Annotated in this window: 25 protein-coding genes; 17 read left to right on the plus strand and 8 right to left on the minus strand. The window is 46.2% G+C overall.

The window, feature by feature from the left end; all coding sequences use genetic code 11:
* Positions 1 to 32: 32 nt before the first annotated feature.
* Positions 33 to 2174 carry a type I pullulanase gene (pulA, locus tag KNQ14_RS02660; protein WP_214859565.1) on the plus strand — a complete coding sequence of 714 codons (2142 nt, stop codon included), beginning with the start codon at positions 33 to 35 and terminating at the stop codon, positions 2172 to 2174.
* A 51-nt stretch (positions 2175 to 2225) separates the two neighbouring features.
* A complete protein-coding gene (locus tag KNQ14_RS02665) occupies positions 2226 to 3026 on the plus strand; it encodes a phosphotransferase family protein (RefSeq protein ID WP_023469090.1) in 801 nt (266 codons plus the stop codon).
* Between the two features lie 40 nt (positions 3027 to 3066).
* Here the strand turns inward: KNQ14_RS02665 and budA are convergent, their stop codons facing one another.
* The 3 genes from budA to cydS form a co-directional block, all read right to left on the minus strand.
* Complete coding sequence (budA, locus tag KNQ14_RS02670; protein ID WP_023469089.1) at positions 3067 to 3780, minus strand: acetolactate decarboxylase; 714 nt, start codon at positions 3778 to 3780, stop codon at positions 3067 to 3069.
* Between the two features lie 11 nt (positions 3781 to 3791).
* Positions 3792 to 5483: an acetolactate synthase AlsS gene (gene alsS / locus KNQ14_RS02675; RefSeq protein ID WP_214859566.1), complete on the minus strand. Its 1692-nt coding sequence runs from the start codon at positions 5481 to 5483 to the stop codon at positions 3792 to 3794.
* Positions 5484 to 5646: 163 nt separating this feature from the next.
* A complete protein-coding gene (gene cydS, locus KNQ14_RS16950) occupies positions 5647 to 5748 on the minus strand; it encodes a cytochrome bd oxidase small subunit CydS family protein (protein ID WP_023469087.1) in 102 nt (33 codons plus the stop codon).
* 176 nt (positions 5749 to 5924) lie between these two features.
* Here cydS and trmB point away from each other — a divergent pair, with 176 nt between their 5' ends.
* On the plus strand, positions 5925 to 6566 hold the full coding sequence (gene trmB, locus KNQ14_RS02680; protein WP_023469086.1) for a tRNA (guanosine(46)-N7)-methyltransferase TrmB: 642 nt from the start codon (positions 5925 to 5927) through the stop codon (positions 6564 to 6566).
* 116 nt (positions 6567 to 6682) lie between these two features.
* Positions 6683 to 7198 (plus strand): hypothetical protein, encoded by a 516-nt coding sequence (locus KNQ14_RS02685; protein WP_058703918.1) that lies wholly within the window; start codon positions 6683 to 6685, stop codon positions 7196 to 7198.
* A gap of 41 nt (positions 7199 to 7239) precedes the next feature.
* Here the strand turns inward: KNQ14_RS02685 and KNQ14_RS02690 are convergent, their stop codons facing one another.
* Positions 7240 to 7596 carry a DUF1304 domain-containing protein gene (locus KNQ14_RS02690; protein ID WP_214859567.1) on the minus strand — a complete coding sequence of 119 codons (357 nt, stop codon included), beginning with the start codon at positions 7594 to 7596 and terminating at the stop codon, positions 7240 to 7242.
* A 68-nt stretch (positions 7597 to 7664) separates the two neighbouring features.
* Positions 7665 to 7967, minus strand: a complete 303-nt coding sequence (locus KNQ14_RS02695; RefSeq protein WP_012371126.1) for a PepSY domain-containing protein — start codon at positions 7965 to 7967, stop codon at positions 7665 to 7667.
* A gap of 119 nt (positions 7968 to 8086) precedes the next feature.
* Between KNQ14_RS02695 and KNQ14_RS02700 the strand changes: the two genes are divergently transcribed.
* Both KNQ14_RS02700 and KNQ14_RS02705 read left to right on the plus strand, forming a co-directional pair.
* A complete protein-coding gene (locus KNQ14_RS02700; RefSeq protein ID WP_035396484.1) occupies positions 8087 to 9157 on the plus strand; it encodes a M42 family metallopeptidase in 1071 nt (356 codons plus the stop codon).
* A gap of 157 nt (positions 9158 to 9314) precedes the next feature.
* Entirely contained in the window at positions 9315 to 10328 is a 1014-nt protein-coding gene (locus tag KNQ14_RS02705; RefSeq protein WP_023469081.1) for a PTS sugar transporter subunit IIC, read from the plus strand.
* 83 nt (positions 10329 to 10411) lie between these two features.
* Here KNQ14_RS02705 and KNQ14_RS02710 read toward each other — a convergent pair whose 3' ends face one another.
* The gene (locus tag KNQ14_RS02710; RefSeq protein ID WP_023469080.1) at positions 10412 to 10702 is read right to left on the minus strand and encodes a hypothetical protein; all 291 of its coding nucleotides are present in this window, start codon (positions 10700 to 10702) and stop codon (positions 10412 to 10414) included.
* 126 nt (positions 10703 to 10828) lie between these two features.
* Here KNQ14_RS02710 and KNQ14_RS02715 point away from each other — a divergent pair, with 126 nt between their 5' ends.
* From KNQ14_RS02715 to KNQ14_RS02745, 7 genes are all read left to right on the plus strand, one after another.
* Entirely contained in the window at positions 10829 to 11137 is a 309-nt protein-coding gene (locus KNQ14_RS02715) for a thioredoxin family protein (RefSeq protein ID WP_023469079.1), read from the plus strand.
* Between the two features lie 53 nt (positions 11138 to 11190).
* Positions 11191 to 11988, plus strand: a complete 798-nt coding sequence (locus KNQ14_RS02720; RefSeq protein ID WP_214859568.1) for a DUF1444 domain-containing protein — start codon at positions 11191 to 11193, stop codon at positions 11986 to 11988.
* Between the two features lie 53 nt (positions 11989 to 12041).
* The gene (gene ytpR, locus KNQ14_RS02725) at positions 12042 to 12650 is read left to right on the plus strand and encodes a YtpR family tRNA-binding protein (RefSeq protein ID WP_058264712.1); all 609 of its coding nucleotides are present in this window, start codon (positions 12042 to 12044) and stop codon (positions 12648 to 12650) included.
* A gap of 37 nt (positions 12651 to 12687) precedes the next feature.
* Positions 12688 to 13425, plus strand: coding sequence for a hypothetical protein (locus KNQ14_RS02730; RefSeq protein WP_214859569.1), 738 nt, complete (start codon positions 12688 to 12690; stop codon positions 13423 to 13425).
* Between the two features lie 78 nt (positions 13426 to 13503).
* Positions 13504 to 14799, plus strand: a complete 1296-nt coding sequence (murC, locus tag KNQ14_RS02735) for a UDP-N-acetylmuramate--L-alanine ligase (protein ID WP_023469075.1) — start codon at positions 13504 to 13506, stop codon at positions 14797 to 14799.
* A 172-nt stretch (positions 14800 to 14971) separates the two neighbouring features.
* The gene (locus KNQ14_RS02740; protein ID WP_023469074.1) at positions 14972 to 15487 is read left to right on the plus strand and encodes a DUF2179 domain-containing protein; all 516 of its coding nucleotides are present in this window, start codon (positions 14972 to 14974) and stop codon (positions 15485 to 15487) included.
* Positions 15488 to 15579: 92 nt separating this feature from the next.
* The gene (locus tag KNQ14_RS02745; RefSeq protein WP_023469073.1) at positions 15580 to 16020 is read left to right on the plus strand and encodes a Dps family protein; all 441 of its coding nucleotides are present in this window, start codon (positions 15580 to 15582) and stop codon (positions 16018 to 16020) included.
* 53 nt (positions 16021 to 16073) lie between these two features.
* Here KNQ14_RS02745 and KNQ14_RS02750 read toward each other — a convergent pair whose 3' ends face one another.
* Positions 16074 to 17186, minus strand: a complete 1113-nt coding sequence (locus tag KNQ14_RS02750; RefSeq protein ID WP_029342360.1) for an aminopeptidase — start codon at positions 17184 to 17186, stop codon at positions 16074 to 16076.
* 139 nt (positions 17187 to 17325) lie between these two features.
* On the opposite strand from KNQ14_RS02750, the gene KNQ14_RS02755 reads away from it, so the two are divergent.
* The 4 genes from KNQ14_RS02755 (at position 17326) to ccpA (ending at position 20883) form a co-directional block, all read left to right on the plus strand.
* Positions 17326 to 17895, plus strand: a complete 570-nt coding sequence (locus KNQ14_RS02755) for a DUF948 domain-containing protein (RefSeq protein WP_055968785.1) — start codon at positions 17326 to 17328, stop codon at positions 17893 to 17895.
* Complete coding sequence (locus KNQ14_RS02760; RefSeq protein ID WP_035396501.1) at positions 17892 to 18428, plus strand: YtxH domain-containing protein; 537 nt, start codon at positions 17892 to 17894, stop codon at positions 18426 to 18428. Before KNQ14_RS02755 ends, KNQ14_RS02760 begins: the two co-directional genes overlap by 4 nt.
* Positions 18429 to 18627: 199 nt before the next feature.
* A complete protein-coding gene (locus tag KNQ14_RS02765) occupies positions 18628 to 19713 on the plus strand; it encodes a bifunctional 3-deoxy-7-phosphoheptulonate synthase/chorismate mutase (RefSeq protein WP_023469069.1) in 1086 nt (361 codons plus the stop codon).
* A gap of 159 nt (positions 19714 to 19872) precedes the next feature.
* On the plus strand, positions 19873 to 20883 hold the full coding sequence (ccpA, locus tag KNQ14_RS02770) for a catabolite control protein A (protein WP_023469068.1): 1011 nt from the start codon (positions 19873 to 19875) through the stop codon (positions 20881 to 20883).
* Between the two features lie 53 nt (positions 20884 to 20936).
* Here the strand turns inward: ccpA and KNQ14_RS02775 are convergent, their stop codons facing one another.
* On the minus strand, positions 20937 to 21692 hold the full coding sequence (locus KNQ14_RS02775; RefSeq protein WP_149427725.1) for a maltotransferase domain-containing protein: 756 nt from the start codon (positions 21690 to 21692) through the stop codon (positions 20937 to 20939).
* Positions 21693 to 21795: the final 103 nt, after the last annotated feature.

The raw sequence follows: 21795 nt of genomic DNA on the forward strand, positions 1-21795 counted from the left end.
GAGGGAGCGACGGCATTGTCGTTGCGAAAGAGATGACAAACCAAGAAGTAGCGATACCAGTGATCCGGGCGGAGTTCTCATCGTTCCAAAGCATCCGAGTCGAGGTCGAAGGCAATCCGTCAATCCACTGGTCGCTTGAATGTGATGGACAATCACTTGCGATCCAGCAAGTCGAAACACACCGTGAGGAACAACTGGTGATTTATGAATTGACGGTTCTGGAACCGGTCGAGCTCGAATGCCGATATGAGGTGTTCGGAGCAGGGAGGTCGATTCGCGTCGTTCCTGACCGGTTAGTCCGGACGGAAGCGTTCGAGCGCAAGTACCGTTACGAAGGGAAGCTCGGTGTCTGGGAAGAAAAGGGTACATTTCACTTTGCTGTTTGGTCACCGGTCGCAGAACGGATCATGTGTGTCGTGTACGATCAAGATGAACGGTTGCTCGGAAAGTACGAAATGGAGCGACACGAGCAAGGTGCTTATCATCTTCAACTGGAACAAGATATCGCAGAGTGCTGGTATCGGTATGAAGTGACGACATACCTTGGCACACAAGAGGTCGTTGATCCGTACGCTAGTGCGATATCGGAGAATGGTCGATACGGTGTCATCGTTGACGTCGAACGGACGATGATCAAGTGGTTCCCGAAGCGTGTCGCGCGTCCTCTGTTCGTCAAACCGTCAGACGCTGTCATCTACGAAGCGAATATCCGTGATTTCACGATCGATCACTCAGCTGGTTCAAGTTATCCGGGTCAATACACAGGGATGACGGAACGAGGAACGCGCTCTCCTCGAGGTCATGCGACGGGACTTGATTATCTCCTTGATCTCGGGATCACCCATCTGCAATTGCTACCAGTCCACTTTTTTGAGACGACCGATGAACGGACGCGGTCTCCATATAACTGGGGATACGACCCAATGCTTTGGTTCGGGCTAGCTGGGAGTTATGCGAGTTCGGTTGAACCGCTCGTTCGCGTCAGAGAATACGCGGAAATGGTAGAGCGACTCCATGAAGCAGGCATTCGTGTCACATTCGATGTCGTCATGAATCACGTCTTCATTCGAGAACGCTCCTCTCTCGAACAGCTTGTCCCTGGTTATTATTTCCGCTACGAAGTAGACGGAACACTATCGAACGGAACAGGTGTCGGAAATGATACCGCATCTGAGCGATTCATGATGCGCCGTCTGATCGTTGACTGTTTGACGTACTTTGCTCGAGTCTACCGGATTGATGCCTTTCGATTTGATTTGATGGGGATTCATGATATTGAGACGATGAATGATGTTCGTGCGGCGCTCGATGCGATTGATCCAACGATTCTGGTGTATGGAGAAGGGTGGGATCTCGCGACAGCGTTACCGGAACGATTAAAGGCGATGAGTGCCTCCGCTGCGCAAATGCCGCGGATCGCCCATTTTAATGATGTGTTCCGTGACGCGTTAAAAGGATCGACGTTCAGTGAATTCGACCGAGGTTTCGTTGCGGGAGATGGCTGGAAGGAAGGAGAGGTCCGAAACGGGATTGCGGGAAGTGTCCATATCGACAATCAAACGTACGGACGTTTTCCGGAACCTACCTATTCCATCAATTACGTCGAGGCGCACGACAATCATACGTTATACGATAAATTAAAGTTATCTTGTCCAGAGGCAGATGAACAGCAATTATTGCGGATGAGTCGCCTAGCTCAGACGATTGCCTTGTTTGCGCAAGGGATTCCGTTTCTTCACGCAGGTCAAGAATTCTTACGCACGAAACAAGGTGTTGAAAACAGCTATAACGCACCAGACGAGATCAATCGAATGGACTGGGAACGGCGGGATGATCATCTGTCCCTTGTCACATACATCAGGACGATTTTGCAGATTCGTAGAATGCATGGCGGATTCCGGCTGCACCGAGCGAATCAGATTCGCGAGTTGCTTCATTTCATCGACTTACGTCCGGGTGTCATTGCTTATGAACTTGGAGCGGTCCACTCGTATGATGCATGGCAACGCACGCTCATCGTTTACAATACGACGCGCGAAATCGTTGAAGTCTCACTTGATCATTCGCGCTGGAATGTGTATGTACAAGGGGATGAGGCCTCGGTCGACCCGCTTCTGAAAGGTGTCGACAGGATTCAGGTCCTTCCGTTGTCAACGACGATCGCAACGTGTTAAGATAAGCATTGTGCCTTAGGCAAATCTACTAAAAAAGTTGAGCGGATTATAATGGAATTAGATATTTTAGATGCGCTTGGTGAAGGCTGGACCCTTACGCCAGCAGGTGGAATCACAGGAGAAGCGTACATCGCTTCAACCGGACAATCGAAGTTGTTTTTAAAACGAAATTCATCGCCGTTTTTGGCGATTTTATCCGCAGACGGAATCGTTCCGAAGTTATTATGGACGAAACGGATTTATAGTGGGGACGTCATCAGCGCCCAACAGTTCATTGAAGGCGACGAGTTAGAGCCCGAAATGATGGAACGTCCTGAAGTAGCACGTTTGCTTGGGAAAATCCATGATTCGAAGGAATTACTGTTCATGCTACAACAGCTTGACCAGCGCCCGATCGAACCTGATGAGTTATTGCGACAATGTCGTTTGTACTTTCAACCGGATGATTTAGAGGATCCGGAGCTCGTGGAACATGCGATGGTTTACCTCGAACAAAATCTGGAGCAGGTAAGAACGGATGAGCAGGTCGTTTGTCATTCAGATTTGAACCACAATAACTGGTTGACGGGAGCAGACGGTCAACTCTATCTGAACGATTGGGATGATGCGATTATTGCTGACCGTGCGTACGATCTTGGAATGATGTTATATAGTTATGTCGACGAAGCGGCTTGGCCAGAATGGTTCGAACATTATGGACATCCTTTGACGAGTGATCTGAAACAACGGATGCACTGGTATGTCGTAGCGCAAGCAGTATTATCACTCTACTGGTATGAAGATACGCGTCATCCGGATGTCGACGACAGTTATCATTTTCTTGAACAGCTACTTGAATACTCAAACGACTAAAAAGCGTGTCATTCCGAAAGGGAACGACACGCTTTTTTGCTTAACCTTCAGCGATTTTAATTTCTTTTTCAATATCATGACTTTCGAGATCTGCCGATCGATAAGCCGCTGTCGTCGGTAGACGTAAATCAAGTTGCGGCTTTTCTTCGAATGTGACGGTGACGTTCTTAACTGTGTAGTCAAAGACGTGACCACCACCTGCGCGAGCAGCATCGATGAAATGAAGGTGATATCCGGCGACGGCGATACCGTGACCAAATCGTGGTGTATAGTATCCGGCAAGCGTTCCTTCCGTGTGCTCGAACGTACGAGCGCTTTGAGAAGCGACAGCTTCCGTGATTGGAACGAACGGTTTTTCCTGGCGTGCGACGGTGCGTGTCTGAACCTCCGTGAATGTTCCGTCAATCCGGATAGCATAAAAGCTATTGATCGTTGGGAGTTGTTCGTTCAGCCAGTGCTCAAACGTCGCTTTTGACATCTCTTCCGTCACGGTCAGGGTTTGTTCCGGCTCGAAACGGGTTAATGTCGCGAAAGGTGTCGTCGTCTCAGGTTGGAGCGGTCGAGCACTACCATCTGAGCGGAGTTGATAGAATTGACCATCGAATCCAATCATCTCACCGTCTAAGTGATCAAACGTTCCGATACCGAAATCACGTTGATCAAGGACGGAAGCATACGTGACTTCACTCTCGAATACGCCGTCGAGCAGTGCCATCATCGTTGAAATCTGGACGAGTGTTTTATCATGTGCCATGTGAATCCTCCTTAGTTCAATTGATCGAGATGAACTTGTTCTCCGAGCGCGATGTTGTCACGGTAATCGATCGGGACGTCGACGATGACGGGACCGTCTGTCGCGAGTGCTTCATCCATGATTGCTGCGAGTTCCGAAGGATGATTGACGCGAAGTCCTTTTGCTCCAAAGCTCTCAGCATATTTGACGAGATCAACGTCACCAAATGACGTACCGGATTTCCGTTTGTATTTCATCTCTTGTTGGAACGCGACCATATCGAATCCGCTGTCGCGCCAGACGAAGTGGACGAGTGGTGAGTTCAAGCGGACAGCTGTCTCAAGTTCCATTGCAGAGAAGAGGAATCCGCCGTCACCTGAAATCGAGACCGCTTTTTTTCCTGGACGTACGAGTGTTGCCGCGATTGCCCAAGGAAGTGCGACGCCGAGTGTTTGCATCCCGTTACTAAAGAGAAGGTGGCGTGGTTCATATGAACGAAAATGACGTGCCATCCAGATATAGTGAGAGCCGACATCGACTGTGACCGTGACATCATCCGCAATTTTTTCGCGTAACGTCTTCATGAAATAAAGCGGGTGCGTCAATGGAGAATCCGCGACTGGAGGAACATCGCGATCAACAAGACGTTGATGTAATCCTTCAAGGAACTGAACAGAGCTTTCAGGTAAAGTGAGTGGTTGCAGGCGTTTAGCGATCGCATCGACCGTTTTCGCCATATCACCGACAAGTTCACGGTCTGGACGATAGAAATGATCGATTTCAGCACGCATTTGATCGATGTGAACAAGCGTCCGGTCGTGCGTTGGTTGGTTCCAGAATTTCGGGTCATAACCGATTGGGTCATATCCGATCGAGAGGACGAGATCCGCTTCTGCAAGTAACGCATCTCCTGGCTGATTACGGAACAATCCGACACGTCCGTAGAAATTCGATTCAAGTTCACGTGATAATGTGCCGGCTGCTTGGAATGTCTGAACGACAGGAATCGAGACGTTTTTGAGTAACGAACGAATCGCGTGTACGACGTCTGGTTGACTCGCGCGCATACCGAGTAACAAGACAGGGAGTTTTGCCTCTTGAATCAGACGGGCCGTTTCATCGACCCATGCTTCTGGTGCAACGCCGAGCTTTGGTGCTTCAACCGCACGGAACGCCGTGACGTTCGCTTCGCTTAACCCGACGTCTTGCGGGATGCTGACGAAAGCAGCTCCAGCTGTCGTTTCAGCTGTTCGGAAAGCATTCGATAATACTTCTGGAATGTTATCGGCATCTTGCACTTCAGCACTAAAGTTCGTAATCGGTGTAAAGAGTGCCTGATTGTCCATGGACTGATGTGTTCGTTTTAAACGATCGGCCCGTGTGACAGCTCCGGCAATTGCGACAACAGGGTCACCTTCAGAGTTCGCCGTCACGAGACCAGTCGCTAAATTCGATGCCCCAGGACCAGATGTTACAAGGACGACACCCGGTTTGTCCGTCAAGCGTCCGATGGCTTGAGCCATGAAGGCAGCGTTTTGTTCGTGCCGTGCAACGATGAGTTCAGGTCCCCGGTCCTGTAACACATTGAAGACGGAATCGATTTTGGCGCCGGGAATACCGAAGATGTAATCGACACCCTGCTCGATGAGTGAATCGACGACGAGATCCGCACCTGTTTTCTTCTGTACTAGTTCTTTTGAATCACTGTTTTTATTTTTGTTCATTACAATTCTCCTTTTTACCAACGTTTTTTGGTGTTCGATAGCTGTAATAAATTATCTGTTTCAAAAAAAGTATACATCTGTTTCATGGTAAAACCAACCTAAAATCATTTAGAAAATAAAAAAAGTACCTTGTGTATGATTACACAAGGTACAGAGATTGCCCTTATTCGACGTCGACTTTTCCGAAAGTCGCCCAGACGAACAAAGCAGTGATTCCCAAGACGAGAACGATGGGAGATGCCCAACTAATCAAGAAATCATCCACAGTATAGCCCTCCTTTTCGGTTCTTACGTACCTTAAGTGTATTAGAATGCTCACTATTTCTCAAGTGACGAACTGCTGAACATTCTTCGATAGGAAACGAAGAAGTTCTTATATAATTACCCGAATCATGATAAACTTATCTGCGGATAATTTAAGTTTGGAAAGGATGAACGATAGTGCGTTTACGACATAAACCATGGGCGCAGGATTATATGAAGGAACAATCCTCGATCTATATAGCAGAACCAGCATCTCTTAAAGGGGCATGGGCTAGCGAGTTCAAGAATGATAACCCGATCTACATCGAAGTGGGATCAGGGAAGGGAGCTTTCATTACTGGAATGGCGCACCAACACCCGGATATTAACTTCATCGCAATCGAACTATTCGAAAGCGTTGCCGTGACGATCGTTCAAAAATTGGTCGAAACACCACAATCGAATGTTCGCGTCTTGACGGTCGATGCAAAAGACCTACGTGATTACTTTGAAAAAGGCGAAGTGTCCCGCGTGTATTTGAACTTCTCTGATCCATGGCCAAAGACACGTCATGCGAAACGCCGTTTGACGTATAAAACATTCCTCTCGACATATGAAGATATTTTACCGGCGAAAGGTCAAATCCACTTTAAGACAGATAACCGGAAGTTGTTCGAATCGAGTTTGATGACGATGTCAGCATACGGCATGCGCTTCGACTGGATGTCGCTTGATTTACATGCGAATGAACCGGAAGATAACGTCCGGACAGAGTACGAAGAGCGTTTTTCATCAATGGGTCAACCGATTTATCGGATGGAAGCAACGTACCAAAATTAATTTAGACAAAAAGTTTTCTTATTTTCCTGGTATTTCTTTCACACTTTTTTCTTATTAATTGGTACAATGTTGTTGACTGAAGAACTTGTACTTATAGGTAAAGGGGGAATTTGGGGATGTGGCAGAAAAGCTTAGCCTTCGTAACGGCGCTCTTTCTCGCATTAAGTATCGGTCAATCGGTACTTGCTGCGGTTGATACCTCAGAAATGACGAAAGCATTGAATGAGGAATTACCAACGACGCATTACGATTATAAAAAAGGTTCGGTCGAAATCGAGGATCCGAAGACGTTCACGAATGAAAAAGGAGAAGAAGTCATCGGCGGGATCGCTGTCATCGAGACAGTCCGTGACGGCATCTTCATCACAATCAAACGTGAAATCCACTTCTTCAATGCCGATAGCGGTAAATTGTTGACGAGTGCCGATGCTGCAAAAGTTGATGGTGTGAAAGAATACATCGACGGCAACTCGGATAATCTTCAACAAAAAGTCGTCTACTGGTTACCGATGCTCTTGATGTTGTTGATCATCGCTGTACCAGCGGTCATCTTATACATCGTTGTTCCACGTCTATACTCGACGACGGAATACATGAACCCAATCTACGAACGCAACGACAACCCGCGTTAATTAAGAAAAAAAGCCTCTATCCAATCGGATAGGGGCTTTCTTCATGCAAGCAACACGAAGATGAAAGCAAGTATGGCAGGCAAGCCTTGTTTGAGTAAAATGGAGCGATTGGCGGTCACGGCGCCATAAAGCGCAGCGATGATGACACATGCTAAAAAGAACAATTGGACAGCCACATCCTCACGAATCAGACCAAATACGAGTCCTGCTGCTAAAAATCCATTATATAAGCCTTGATTCGCAAAAAGTGTCCGAATTTGTTGTGATGCAACAGCTTCGTCCGTTAAACCGAACGTTCGACGAGCCGCTTTGGAAGAAAGAAAGAACATTTCAAGTGCTAAAATATAAAAGTGTTCCAAAGCAACGAGGATAACGAACAGCGTAGCAAGAATCGACATGAATCATACCTCCTTCAGATGAACGTGGAAAAAAGACCGTACTTCGTCGATCGAAGCACGGTCTTTGATTAAGCGTATTCGAGTAAAGCGCCAGTTTCGGCATCAACTGTGAATTGATACGTTTTTTCGTCATCACCTTCAAGGACCGAGATGCCACCTTTGTAGCTTTGGTAGTCACGTGACTCATATGCGTAAGCCTCTGGTGTTGCAGAGATCCATGCACCTTGGACACGTCCTTTTGCTGAAAATGTGCGTTTCGTGATTTCGAGCGCTTCCTCGGCAGAAAGTTGTTTGTTATCAACGGCTTTCTTCACTGCGAAAGCGGCGACGACAGCTGCTGCCAATCCGATAATCCAATAGCGTTTTTTCATTAAAATTCCCCTCCTTACAGGTTCTATTCCTACTGTACCAAATAATTCGTTCAGAGAGAAACAAAAGGTTAAGTGATAGAAGCAATTTTTTGTATAATGAGAAGCAGGAGGCGATACATATGAATGAAAAAACGAGAGAGTTATTTCGAACACTGACGGAATTGAATGGGGCACCGGGGTTTGAGCACGACGTTCGTCAGTTCGTTCGTGAGCGCATCACACCTGTCACGGATGAGATCGTTACGGATGGACTTGGTTCGATTTTTGGAAAACGAACAGGCGATGCGACAGGACCGAAAGTCATGGTTGCCGGGCACATGGACGAAGTGGCATTCATGGTGACGCAAATCACGAAGAACGGAATGTTGCGGATTCAACCGCTAGGTGGCTGGTGGAGCCAAGTGTTGCTTGCGCAACGCTTCTCGATCTGTACGGATAACGGTGTCATCCCTGGTGTCATCGCATCGATTCCACCACACTTGTTGACAGAAGAAGTACGCAATAAGCCGATGGCGATCAAAGACATGTTCATCGATATCGGTGCAGACTCAAAAGAAGAGGCAGAATCGTTTGGAGTACGTCCGGGTATTCCTGCCGTACCATTCTTCCCGTTCACACCGATGGCGAATCCAAAGAAGATCATGGCGAAAGCATGGGATAATCGCTATGGTGTCGGAATGGCGATTGAATTACTGGAAGAGACGACAGCGGCGGATCATCCGAACATTTTGTTCTCGGGTGCAACGGTTCAAGAAGAAGTTGGATTGCGCGGAGCGCAAACAGCGACAGCACTCATCGATCCCGACGTCGCGTTCGTCGTCGACGCTTCTCCTGCCAATGATGCATCAGGAGACAAAACGGAATTCGGTCAACTCGGACAAGGCCCATTGCTTCGAATTAAAGACAGTGTCATGATTCTCTCAAAAGAGATGACAGATTACGTCCTTGATACGGCAGAATCGAACAAGATTCCGTACCAATATTATGTCGGTGCAGGTGGAACCGATGGTGGTGTCATCCATCGTTCGAATAATGGGATTCCAACGACAGTCGTTGGTTTACCAGCACGCTACATCCATACGCATGCATCGATCATGCATACAGATGATTATGATGCGGCGAAGGAATTGCTTCGGAAACTCGTCACGAATCTCGATACGACGACGCTCGCGACGCTGCAAGTTAAGTGAATGACATGACAGACAGTGGATGTGAATCCGCTGTCTGTTTTTGTTTAATAAGAACGATGTAAGTACGGACTGTCTTGTCAGTTGAAAAAACAATGTAGTCGGATAGAAAGGAGATTTGATATAATGATACGCGATGTTAAGAAAAGGACGTGACAAGATGTTCAAACAAAAAGGGATTTCACTTAGCCCTAAAGTATATTTCATCACCGTATTAAGTTATATGGCACTTGGCTTGTTTAGTTCGTTGATCATGGGTCTCATCATCCGGACGATTGGTGAAGGACTGGTGGGGCGTGGTGTAGAGGCGAAGTTCCTCATTCAGTTAGGAGAGCAGGCGATCGCACTGACTGGACCAGCAATCGGTGTGGCTGTAGCGTTTGCACTTGAGGCACCACCGCTGATTTTGTTCGCAGCAGTTGCCGTTGGTGCGTTCGGATATGAAGCAGGAGGACCAGCAGGGAGTTACATTGCAACGCTTCTTGCGACAGAGGTCGGAAAACTCGTTTCAAAGACGACACGACTCGATATTTTATTGACGCCGTTCGTTACGTTACTAGCCGGATTCGTTGCCGGACGTTACGCGGGAAAGTGGATTGGGAAAGGGATGACGGATCTGGGTGAGTTGATTCGTTGGGGAACGGAACGCGAACCATTATTCATGGGAATTTTTGTTGCTACCGTCATGGGTCTTGCATTGACGGCGCCGATTTCGAGTGCCGCGCTTGGAATCATGCTTGGTTTGGATGGACTTGCTGCAGGGGCGGCGACGATCGGTTGTGCGGCACAGATGATTGGGTTTGGCGTCATCAGTTACCGTGATAACGGAATCGGTGGCGTGGTTGCCCAAGGGATTGGTACGTCGATGTTACAAGTAGGGAATATCATTCGAAATCCTTGGATTCTTCTACCGCCGACTGTAGCCGGCGCAATCCTAGCGCCATTTGCGACTGTTCTGTTGATGCTTGAGAGCAATCCGGAAGGTTCTGGTATGGGCACGAGCGGATTCGTTGGTCCGTTGATGTTATTAAAAACGATGGGGTTCGAAATGGAGTATTATCTAGCAGTCGCTGTCCTCTGTTTCCTTGCGCCTGGCATCATCAGTTATTTCATTTATCGCCTATTACGACGTCTCGGTCGGATTCAAGATGGCGATTTAAAAATCGAATATTAAATACAAAAAGCTGATTCTAAAGGATACGCCTGTTTGACCGGATGGTGGACGAACAAGCATATGACTTTTTGAATCAGCTTTTTTCATAAAGAGAATCCGAATGAACTTGAATAAAAACTCGTAAAGAAAACATAGAGGTAAATGAGGTAAAGTGGAGTCAAATACCGCATGCGTACGACGGGCAATTTTCGAGCGAGTCGTTTTCCGAGTGCTTCGAGTAAAATGATGATCGCAAAACCGACGACCAAATACAAAAAGATTTCGGGTAAGCTTCGTTCGGAATCAATGAAGGAATAGCCGTAACGTAAACAACTCGTCATGCCAACGAAGCCGACGAAGCGTTCGAACGGATGTTTGATTGGTTGATCTGCCATAGTGAAGTCCTTTCCAGGTGTTTTCTAGTTGCAGTATAGCAAACCAAGCACGAAAACGCACAGTCACAATTGAATATGCTATGATGAGGGCAATGACTTCTAGGGAAATCAAAGGAGGAAATCATCATGAAAACATTACAATCCAAACAAGAATTCGATACAGCAAAACAAGGAAATGCCGTCTTTTTATTCTCAGCAAACTGGTGTCCGGATTGCCGCTTCTTAGATCCGTTCATGCCGGAAATCGAGCAAACATTTAACGGCTTCGAGTTTTACTATGTCGATCGAGATGATCATATTGAAATTGCCCAGGAAATGGACATCTTCGGAATTCCGAGTTTTGTTGCATTCCGCGATGGTGAAGAGACAGGGCGTTATGTCGGGAAAGAGCGGAAGACACCAGAACAGGTGACAGCATTTTTAGAGACGGTTTAAGAAAAAAGCGAGCGCTGACTCGCTTTTTTTAATGATAGAAAGGATGAATTCGAATGGAACTACAACAAATCCGAAGAATGATGACACAAACATTTGAAGAAGAAGGGTACACGACATATTTCGATCGTGAAAAGTCTGTATTACGAATTGAGCGAAAGAACGATAAATCAGGCGTTGATGTCGGATTGAATCCGCTTGTCGCAAAAGCAAAACGAAGAGGTGTCATCGCAGTCGAAGAGACGATCGAATATATCCGTGCTGTACTCGGACAAACGGATCAAATCTCACTCGTTGGACAAGAGCAAAAAATCTTTCCTGTCATTCGCGCTAAATCGTTTGCCGATACGACAAAAGAAGGAAAGAAGCTCGTCAGTACACCACATACAGGTGAGACGAAAATCATGTACGCGCTTGATCTAGGAGCGACGTATCGTTTGATTGATGAGGAGTTACTGGCGTCTGCTGAATGGACAGCTGAACAGTTATCAGAAGCAGCGCGTTTTAATGTGAAATCGCTTGAAGCGCCATTTAAACAAGATGAAGTCGCGGGGAATATCTTTTATTTCTTGAGTCTCGGCGACGGATATGAGGCGAGTCGTGTTTTGAACAAGACGTTATTAGCAGATTATGCGGCGCAAATCGAAGGAGAATTCGCTGTCGGGATTCCGCATCAGGATGTGCTGATTTTCGCGGATATTCGTAATGACGCCGGATATGATGTCTTACAGCAACTGATGTTTGACTTCTTCTCGAACGGTCGGGTACCGGTCACAGCATTACCATTCTTATATGAAGATGGCAATCTGGAACCGGTCTTCGTCCTTGCGAAAAACAAGCAGCCGAAAGAGTGAAGAATCTGATACAATAGGCATTGTGAGAAAGACGGAAGGGAGTCATGGATTGAATGAATGTGTTTTATAATAAAGAGGGCGTCGGTGACGTCTTAATGATCATTTTGGAAGACGCACCACGTGCGGAAGTGACAGCGACTCGTGAAGGAGACGTAGCAACTATCAAGCATGGTGATCGTGTCGTCGGTTACAACCTGTTTGATGCTTCGACTACGTTTACGATCGAGACACAAGGACCGGTTGAATTGACGGAAGAATTGGCAACACGCATCCAAAAGGAACTGGCGAGTCGAGATATCGAATTGTCACTCGAACAAGTGGATTATTCTCCGAAATTCGTTGTTGGGTTCGTTGCTTCTTGCGAGAAGCATCCGGATGCTGATAAATTATCGGTCTGTCAGGTAGAAGTAGATAACGGAACTTTACAAATCGTTTGTGGAGCACCGAATGTAGCGGCGGGTCAAAAAGTAGTCGTTGCTAAACCGGGAGCGGTCATGCCGTCTGGGTTAATCATCCGTCCTTCGGCGTTACGCGGCGTACCATCAAGCGGTATGCTCTGCTCAGCGCGTGAGCTCGGACTTGTCGATGCACCACAAGAAAAAGGGATTCTTGTACTCGATGATACAAAAGCAGTAGGGGAAGCATTCTCAATCGGTCGATGATTCGACCGATTTTTTAACAAGATGGAGGGGTGAACGTATGAGTAATCGTTATGAACAGTCACTAAAAGAGCAGGCTGCCCGGATTCGTCGAGAGCTTGCAGGGGAACGTGAGACAAAGCCTGTGGAACGTCCGAAAAAAGAGGAGCGTGAAGATCGCTTCGTTTTAACGGATGTGCCTTCACCGATTTATGGATTCCAACGTCCGAAGCAATCTGCATCGGAAACCGTAAAAGCTGCGGAAGAAACGGAAACGAGTGAGCAGGTTTCGGAAACAGTCGAAGAGGGAAATACTGATGAGGTTGCTTTGACGGATCAAGAACTAATCGCGCCAGAAGTCGTATTAGACGAAGCGGAAGCAGATGCTGGTCTTGTACCAGTGACGGACGTCGAATTACTCGTACCGGAACCTCACACAAGTGAAGAGTTCGTGAGAGAAGAAGAGCCGACCGTAACCGAAGTAGAAGAAACGGACGAAACTGAAACATCTTCCAACAGTGAGACGGTGGAACAATCAGTTGTTCCGACAGAGACATCAAGTGAAGAGTCTGCTGATGAAAAAGAAGCTGAGCAACAAGTGGAGAGCTTCGCACCGACTTTTGATACATCTGCTATTGAAGTAGATCAAGATCCATCTGTTACTGAGGTCGATAAACCTGTTCAGTCGGAAGTGAAAAAACCGGTCGGACCGCCTGTTAACGTCGTCATGACGACGAAAGACTTGATGGCGATGTATCGCGCACGTCGAGAACAAAATAATTTACATGGTAAAAAATAAATCGGTTTGCTATAATGGTACAGGTTTTGTACCCGAGCCCGATGGTACGGACCGGAACGTGAATTGGAGGGCTTTTATATGACAAAGTATCATTTTGTTGGAATCAAAGGAACAGGGATGAGTGCGCTCGCCCAAGTACTACATGAGATGAATCATGAGGTGCAAGGTTCAGACATCGAAAAGCACATTTTTACTGAAGACGCGTTACGGGCTAAGGGAATTCCATTTTTCCCGTTCAATGCGGATAACATCAAAGAAGATTATGTCATCATCCAAGGGAATGCTTTTGGAGATGATCACCCAGAAATCGCACGGGCAAATGAACTTGGTTTAACCATCCATCATTATTACGATTTCTTAGGACATCTAGCAAATGAATATCGTTCGGTCGCCATTACAGGCTCACACGGAAAAACGTCGACGACAGGTTTGCTTTCACACGTCTTGAGCGGTATCACGCCGACAGCTTTCTTGATCGGAGACGGGACAGGGGCAGGAGTAGAGGATGCGAAAGCATTCGTCTTCGAGGCATGTGAATACAAACGTCACTTCTTATATTACAAGCCGGACTACGCTATCATGACGAATATCGACTTCGATCATTCGGATTATTTCACAGGAATCGATGACGTCGTTTCGGCATTCCAAGAAATGGCGATGCAGGTTAAGCAAGCGATCGTTGCTTGTGGAGATGACGAGCATCTTCAAAACATTCAAGCGAATGTACCTGTTCTCTATTATGGATTTGGAGAAAACAATGATTTCCGCGCGGAAAACGCGACGTCAACGCCAGATGGTACATCATTTGATGTCTATTTACGTGATGATTTCTACGGCACGTTCCTCATTCCAGGATTCGGTCGTCATCATGTCTTGAATGCACTCTCTGTCATTGCGATCTGTCAGTACGAAGGATTGAGCAAAGACGACGTTGCTGAACGTTTAGCCACATTTGGTGGTGTAAAACGTCGCTTCAGTGAGTCGGAATTCGGCACACAAATCCTAGTAGATGACTACGCGCACCATCCAAAGGAAATCAGCGCGACGATTGAGTCGGCACGGAAAAAATATCCGGACCGTGAAGTCATTGCGATTTTCCAACCGCATACGTACACACGCTTGAAATCATTCATGGATGATTTCGCGACTTCTTTACGTGAAGCAGATGCGACATATCTATGCGAAATCTTTGGATCGGCACGTGAGCAGGAAGGGCAAGTTCGCGTCGAAGATCTGCAGGAGAAAATCCCGCAAGCTTCTATTCTGACGCGCGACAACGTTTCTGTTCTACGTCAGCATGAAAATGCTGTGCTTCTGTTCATGGGAGCGGGCGACATCCAAACGTATCAGCATCAGTATCAAAGTGTGAAATAAACGAGAATCAAAAGTGTCACTCGACCCGAGTGGCGCTTTTTTTGTCGTATTTTTGAATTATGATAGTAATTTCAAAAAACCGATGAGGAAAATCTAAAATAGGATTGCATCTTGAAATAAAGTTTGAAATAGTGTGTATGTGTTGAAGTTATTAACAGAAAGGAAAGACACCATGGGACAGATTTTACTCATCTTATTGCTCCAGTTGATTTACGTTCCTGTTTTGACATTACGGACGATCATGCTCGTCAAAGGGCGGACTGTCATTGCCGGATTATTTGGCACAGTCGAAACATTGATTTACATTTTTGCACTAGGAATCGTATTCCAAGACTTAACGACACTCGGCATGGTCGTTTATGCGCTTGGATTTGGTCTAGGAATACTCGTCGGTGGATATGTCGAGCGAAAACTCGCCATCGGTTACAATATGATTCAAGTGCATACGCAAGAATTTCCAGCGGAACTGATTCAAGTCATTCGCGATAATGGTTTCGGTGTGACACATTATCAAGGTCAAGGACGAGACGGTGTTCGTTACCGGTTAGATGTGCTCGCGGCTCGAACACGTATGAAAGTGCTTCGTAATCTCGTCGAAGAATACGAACCGAAAGCATTCCTCGTCGCATTCGATTCCGTCGACTTCAAAGGTGGGTATATGTTGAAAGGATTAAAGCGTCCTCGATAGAGCACTTTTCCTGAGAATGATGTTTATTCTTTGTTATTTAAGGATAAAGATGAAATAGAACGTCATTTGAAATCAGGAAAGGGGAATATCAGATGATTAGTAATCATGCAAAATCAGCTTTGAATCAACAGGTAGCAAACTATGGGGTACTGTTCGTCAAACTCCACAATTATCATTGGTACATTAAAGGACCAGACTTCTTAACGCTTCACGAGAAGCTTGAAGAACTTTATACATGGGTGTCTGAACAATATGATGTTGTTGCAGAACGTCTCCTGATGAATAACGGAACACCTTCTGCGACACTGAAAGAGTATTTAGAGCAAACGACGCTTGAAGAAGCGAAATCAGGGTTATCGGCAGATGAGATGATTGATTCCGTCATCAAAGACTTCCAACAAGTCCGAAAAGAGATGCTCGATGCGATTGAACATCTTGAGGCACAAGACGTGACGGTTGAAGATGATTTACTTGGTCAAGCGAAGGAAATCGAAAAACAAATTTGGATGCTCCGTGCGACATTGAAAAAATAAGATATAGAAAACGGATGACCCCGTCCTATGTAGGACGAGCCATCCGCTTTTTCTTATTTCAGGTTTTCAGGATTGAGGACTTCGAGTTCTGGAAGAACGAAACGACCGTCTTTACGGATCAATACGTCGTCGAACCAGATTTCTCCACCACCGTAATCGGGACGTTGGATGTTGACGAGATCCCAGTGAACGGATGAGTCATTACCGTTGTAGGCTTCTTCGTAAGCTTGACCTGGTGTGAAGTGGAAGCTGCCATCGATTTTTTCATCGAATAGAATATCCTTCATTGGATGCTGAATGAAAGGATTGACGCCGATCGCGAATTCGCCGACGAAACGAGAACCAGCATCTGTATCGAAGACTTGGTTGATCCGATCCGTATCGTTCGCCGTCGCTTCGACGATTTTACCGTCTTTGAACGTCAGTTTGACGTTTTCAAACGTGAACCCTTGATATGGAGACGGTGTATTGTACGAGATCACACCGTTGACCGAATCCTTGACCGGTGCCGTAAAGACTTCACCGTCTGGAATGTTGGCATTTCCAGCGCATTTGATGGCTGGGATATCTTTGATCGAAAACGTTAGATCCGTTCCTGGTCCGACGAGACGAACACGATCCGTCCGGTTCATCAAGTCAACGAGTGGTTCCATCGCTTGACCCATTTTTTCATAATCAAGTGTACAAACATCGAAGTAGAAGTCTTCGAATGCTTCTGTTGATTGATTGGCAAGTTGCGCCATCGATGCGGTTGGGAAACGAAGGACGACCCATTTCGTTCCTTTGACACGATCTTGTGTGTGCATCTTACCAATCGTTTGACCGTAAAGTTTCATCTGTTCAGCCGGCACATCTGACAATTCATTGATGTTATCACCAGCACGTAGTCCGATGTATGCGTCCATCGCTTGCATTTGCTTGCGTTCGATGTCTGCCATCAATTGGAGTTGCTCTTCTGAAGCATTTCGGTATAATTTTCGTAGGATACGATTATCCTTAAGTAAGACGAACGGATGACCGCCAGCCGCGTAGGCAGCTTCAACAAGTGCCTCGACCAGTTCGCGTTCGATGCCGAAGTTTTCAATCAATACTTTTTCACCAGGTTCAAGGGCAACCGAATAGTTAATGAGATTCGTTGCCAGTTGAGTAAGACGTGGGTCACGCATGAAATTTCCCCCTCGAAATGGATTATGTAGGTTTCATTTATCATTGTAACGGAAATAAACCATTTGGAGTAGCAGGAACGACTTGCTACATGTCGAACTATCAACAAAAGACTATGCAAAAAAATTGGAGGCAAGAACCATGGAAATCACATTAGGCGGAGTCGCCGGATTAGTCGCTGCGATCGCATTCGTAGTGCTCGTCATTTTCCTTGCCCGTGTATTAGGTGCTGCGAGTAAGACGCTCAACAATGTAGCCAACACGACAGCAGGACTTGAACGTCAATTAGACGGTATCATGATGGAGACGACAGCGTTGTTACATAAGACGAATCGTCTGGTCGATACGATTGAAGAAAAAACAGAATTGCTTGCACCTGTCGCAAACTCGATCGAAGAACTCGGTACGTCTTTAAACAAAGTGACAGATTCTGTCCGGACAGTATCCGATACGGTCGCTGGTGCGGCGGATACGAATAAAGAACAGATTGCGCAAGCAGTCCGTTGGGGTTCGGTCGCTGTAGAGTTATTTAAGAAAAATAAACCGGCAGAGACTACGGTTCAAAATCATTCGACGGCAACGACGACGGTCGAGAAAAAGCCACGTCGTCGATTCCGGAAAAAGGCAGAGGCGCCGGTCACACCGGAAGTCGTGTCAGTACCGGACGTTGAAAGCATTCCAGATGAGTTGAAGGGAGATCGTAAATCATGACGAAACAACATCCATATCAAGCACAAGATTCTTCTAAAGGAGGAGGCTTCCTTGCCGGAATCATCGTTGGTGGATTGATTGGTGCTGCGGCAGCTCTCCTTTCTAGCCCAAAATCAGGTCGTGAAGTACGCAATCTGATTGACGAGCGTACGGCTCCTGCCCGTCAACGTTTGACGGAACAGACACAAGTCGTCCGCGAAAAAGCTGAGCCACTCGTAGGTGAGTGGATTCAACTAGCGAAAGATAAGGCAGCACCTGTCATTGAAAAAGCGAAGAACAATTCAACGGTTCAAGAAGCGGCACAATATGCGGGCTTTGAGAAGGATCAGGCAAGCATTGATGCTGCTCTCGCGGAAGCGGAGCAACTCGTACGGGACATTGAACGTGAAATCGGCGACGAAGTCGATGGGGCGTCTGTTGCAGAAGAAATCGACACGGAGACGGTCGTTGAACTTTCGGAGTTACGTGAACAGTTAGCAGACGAACAAGAGGAAGACAATGATCCACAGTCTGATGTGAATCATAAGAAATAATCAATACATGAGGAGCTCTCATCATGAGGGCTCTTTTTCTATGTTTCCTTATAGAGGAAACATCAAAAAATTATATGAAAAAACGTAATTTATTTTCATATTTTAAGAAATCATGCAGCTTCTTTATGTACAACAGGGAAGGAGTTCGCTATAATTAGTTGCTATTACGAGCTATATGCTGATTAGGGAGTGGTAGGACATGGATCAACATGCAGAATTAAAAAGATTACGTGATGAACTCGATTTAGTGAATGCAGAATTATTGGAATTGATGAACAGACGAGGTCAAATTGCCGTTGAAATCGGAAAAGTCAAACGAGCACAAGGGCTTGATCGATACGACCCTGTTCGAGAACGTCAAATGCTCGAATCAATTGCCGCTAATAACCATGGACCTTTTGAAACAGGACGCCTTCAGCATGTATTTAAAGAAATTTTCAAAGCTTCTCTCGAATTACAAGGAGAAGATCGGACTCGGAAATTACTCGTATCACGGAAACAAAAACCGACGAATACGATCATCCGGATCGGAGATGCCGTCATCGGAGACGGTTCACAACAATTGATCGCTGGACCGTGTGCGGTCGAGAGCGAAGAACAAGTATTTGAGGTCGCGGAACAGCTCGCGAAACATGGCGTGAAGTTCATGCGAGGCGGAGCGTACAAACCACGTACATCGCCTTACGACTTCCAAGGTCTAGGACTCGAAGGTCTAAAGATGTTGAAAAAAGCAGCGGACGCGCACGGTTTGCATGTCATCACTGAAATCATGACACCGAGCGCCGTTGAATCTGCTTTACCATATGTCGACATCATCCAGGTCGGCGCACGCAACATGCAAAACTTCGATTTACTCAAAGAAGTCGGTCGGACGAATAAGCCGGTTCTTTTAAAACGAGGTCTTTCTGCAACGCTCGAGGAATTCATGTACGCGGCTGAGTACATCATGGCGAGTGGTAACGATCAAGTCATCTTATGTGAGCGTGGTATTCGGACGTATGAACGTGCAACACGGAACACGCTTGATATCTCAGCAGTTCCGATTCTGAAGCAAGAGACGCATCTTCCTGTCATGGTCGATGTCACGCACTCGACAGGACGTAAAGATTTACTCTTGCCAACAGCAAAAGCGGCATACGCGATTGGGGCAGACGCTGTCATGGTCGAAGTCCATCCGTTCCCAGCACTTGCGTTGTCTGATGCGAATCAACAACTCGATTTCCAAGAATTCGATACGTTCATCGAAAACTTGACGACTACCTTTCCGGCACTAAACGTTCAATGATTTCCGAAAAAGGGTAACCTAAAGCGAATGAAAACGTTTTACAATGAAGGAAGAATGGGAAAAGAAAACTATCTTTTCCTGTCTTCCTTTCGTGTTGCCTAAAAATGAAAAACGAAATGAAAACACTTGAGATGGATCATACTAAAGGAGGAATTTGTTTTGAATAGTAATATTACGATTTACGATGTCGCGCGAGAGGCTGCTGTTTCGATGGCGACCGTATCGCGTGTCGTCAACGGAAACCCGAATGTCAAACCATCTACACGAAAGAAGGTCCAAGACGCAATCGAACAGCTTGGTTATCGTCCAAACGCTGTTGCCCGTGGACTGGCAAGTAAAAAAACAACGACGGTCGGTGTCATCGTGCCCGATATCTCGAACATCTTCTTTGCGGATTTAGCACGCGGGATTGAGGATGTCGCGACAATGTATAAATATAACATCATTTTATGTAACTCCGACCAAAACCGGGAAAAAGAGATTCATTTGCTCAATACATTACTCGGAAAACAGGTGGATGGAATCATCTTCATGGGTGGACGTTTGCATGAGGATCTCGTTCGTGAGTTCAAAACATCACCGGTTCCGATCGTTCTTGCTGCGACGTTGAATCAAGATTATGATCTTCCTGCCGTCAATATCGATTATGAGAGTGCTGCGCACGATGCTGTTAAGTCTTTGATCGACCGTGGACATGAACGGATTGGATTCATCACTGGACCACTCGAACAGCAAATCAATGGTGAAAAGAAATTTGCGGGTTATCGCCGAGCACTCGAAGAAGCAAATCTTCCGTTTAACGAGCAAAATGTCGTCCTTGGAAACTATACGTATGATTCAGGAATGAAGGCGATGAATCAATTGCTTGAACTTGGAGAAGATTGCCCACGCGCGATTTTTGCTGGAACGGATGAGATGGCTCTTGGTGTCATCCATGCCTTACAGGATGCGGGACACCGTGTACCGGAAGACTTCGAAGTCATCGGACACGATAACACACGTCTTGCAACGATGATTCGTCCGAAACTGACGACTGTCGTTCAACCGATGTATGATATCGGAGCAGTCTCGATGCGTCTATTGACGAAAATCTTGAACAAAGAAGAAATTGAAACGAACGATGTCACGTTACCACACCGAATCGAACAACGGGATTCGACACGTCCTTAATCGAAAAAACGTCTCTTCTCTCAAGCAAGCTGCTTGAAAAAAGAGACGTTTTTTTATTTCGCGACGGTAATAAGTTCATCTTGGTGATGGTGGAGTTGGTCATTTTCGACATGGAGTCGAACCGTCGTCTGACCAGGTGCAGTCAATGTCACTTTCCCGCTGTAAGCATCACCCTTTTTTTCTAGAGGAACGTAGTTATGCTTTTCAATGCCCGTTTCAATGACTTCCACTTGTACGTTCGCTTTTAGCGGTTTCCCATCGAGGAAAACATGAAAGGAGACGGGAAGTTCAGCACCAGCTTTCGCTTTTGTTGCGCCCATGTAATGGACAGACAGACCGTCGACGGCTTCGTGATCATGTCCATGCTCGTGCGATGCTTCCTCTTTTTCATGTGAATGATCCATGACGACGAATGAGATCTTATCCATATGATGGAGTCCTTTTTTATCATTGATATGATACAGTCCTTCATACTCACCTTCAGCAAGCTTAGCTTCTGCTTGATAAGAACCCGTCTTTTTCAAGGTTGCCTTGAACTTTTGATGGGCACCGTCTTGTTTTCCGGCTTCCCAAACTTCAAATGTCACGTCCTCAAGATTGACTGGTTTCTTTTGTTCGACAGCTGACGCTTTAAAAACAACTTTATCTTCTTCCATTGTCTTGGCTGGAACATTGACGTTGACCTCGACCGTCGGTTTTCCTGACCCTTGCATGTTATCGTGATCCATTGCCTGTTTTTCATTGCCGCACCCTGCGAGTACGATCCCCGTCGATAGAATAAGACCGGAATAAAGCCATGCCTTTTTCATGATGATTCCCCCAACTATTATTCATTTACTAAGTAAAAATTCCATATTTAGTATAGCAACAAGTTGTGAACTCCGAACGAAATAAATGTGAAGATAAAAAGTC

The sequence above is a fragment of the Exiguobacterium sp. s161 genome (genome assembly GCF_018619045.1).
In the GTDB taxonomy this organism is placed as follows: Bacteria; Bacillota; Bacilli; order Exiguobacteriales; family Exiguobacteriaceae; genus Exiguobacterium_A; species Exiguobacterium_A indicum.